The organism is Psychrobacter sp. TB20-MNA-CIBAN-0197 (assembly GCF_040309765.1).
GTDB classification, from domain to species: Bacteria; Pseudomonadota; Gammaproteobacteria; order Pseudomonadales; family Moraxellaceae; genus Psychrobacter; species Psychrobacter submarinus.
In genome coordinates, this window is the sequence record NZ_JBEOPC010001486.1 from 1 (window position 1) to 231 (window position 231).

At 61.5% G+C, this 231-nt stretch carries 1 protein-coding gene; it reads right to left on the minus strand.

The annotated features are described in order from the left end of the window. Positions 1 to 230, minus strand: a 230-nt coding sequence (locus AAEY83_RS18915; RefSeq protein WP_351061788.1) for an FAD-dependent oxidoreductase, incomplete at its 3' end; no start/stop codon positions are given. Position 231: the final 1 nt, after the last annotated feature.

Sequence of the window (231 nt, forward strand, 5' to 3'; positions counted from 1 at the left end):
GCTTGTGCCCGTGGTGGGACGTTGCGATCAGTGCCCGGTTGCGGGCACGCCGCGCAGTCACCGAAGGCAAAGATGTTTTCGTCGCGCGTGGTTTGCAGAGTCGGCAGCACTTGCAGCTGATTGATGCGGTTGGTTTCCAGACCATCGATGTCCTTGAGGAAGCCCGGTGCGCGAATGCCGGCAGCCCAGACTTTCAGGCTCGCCTTGATCTCGTTGCCATCGGCGGTGATC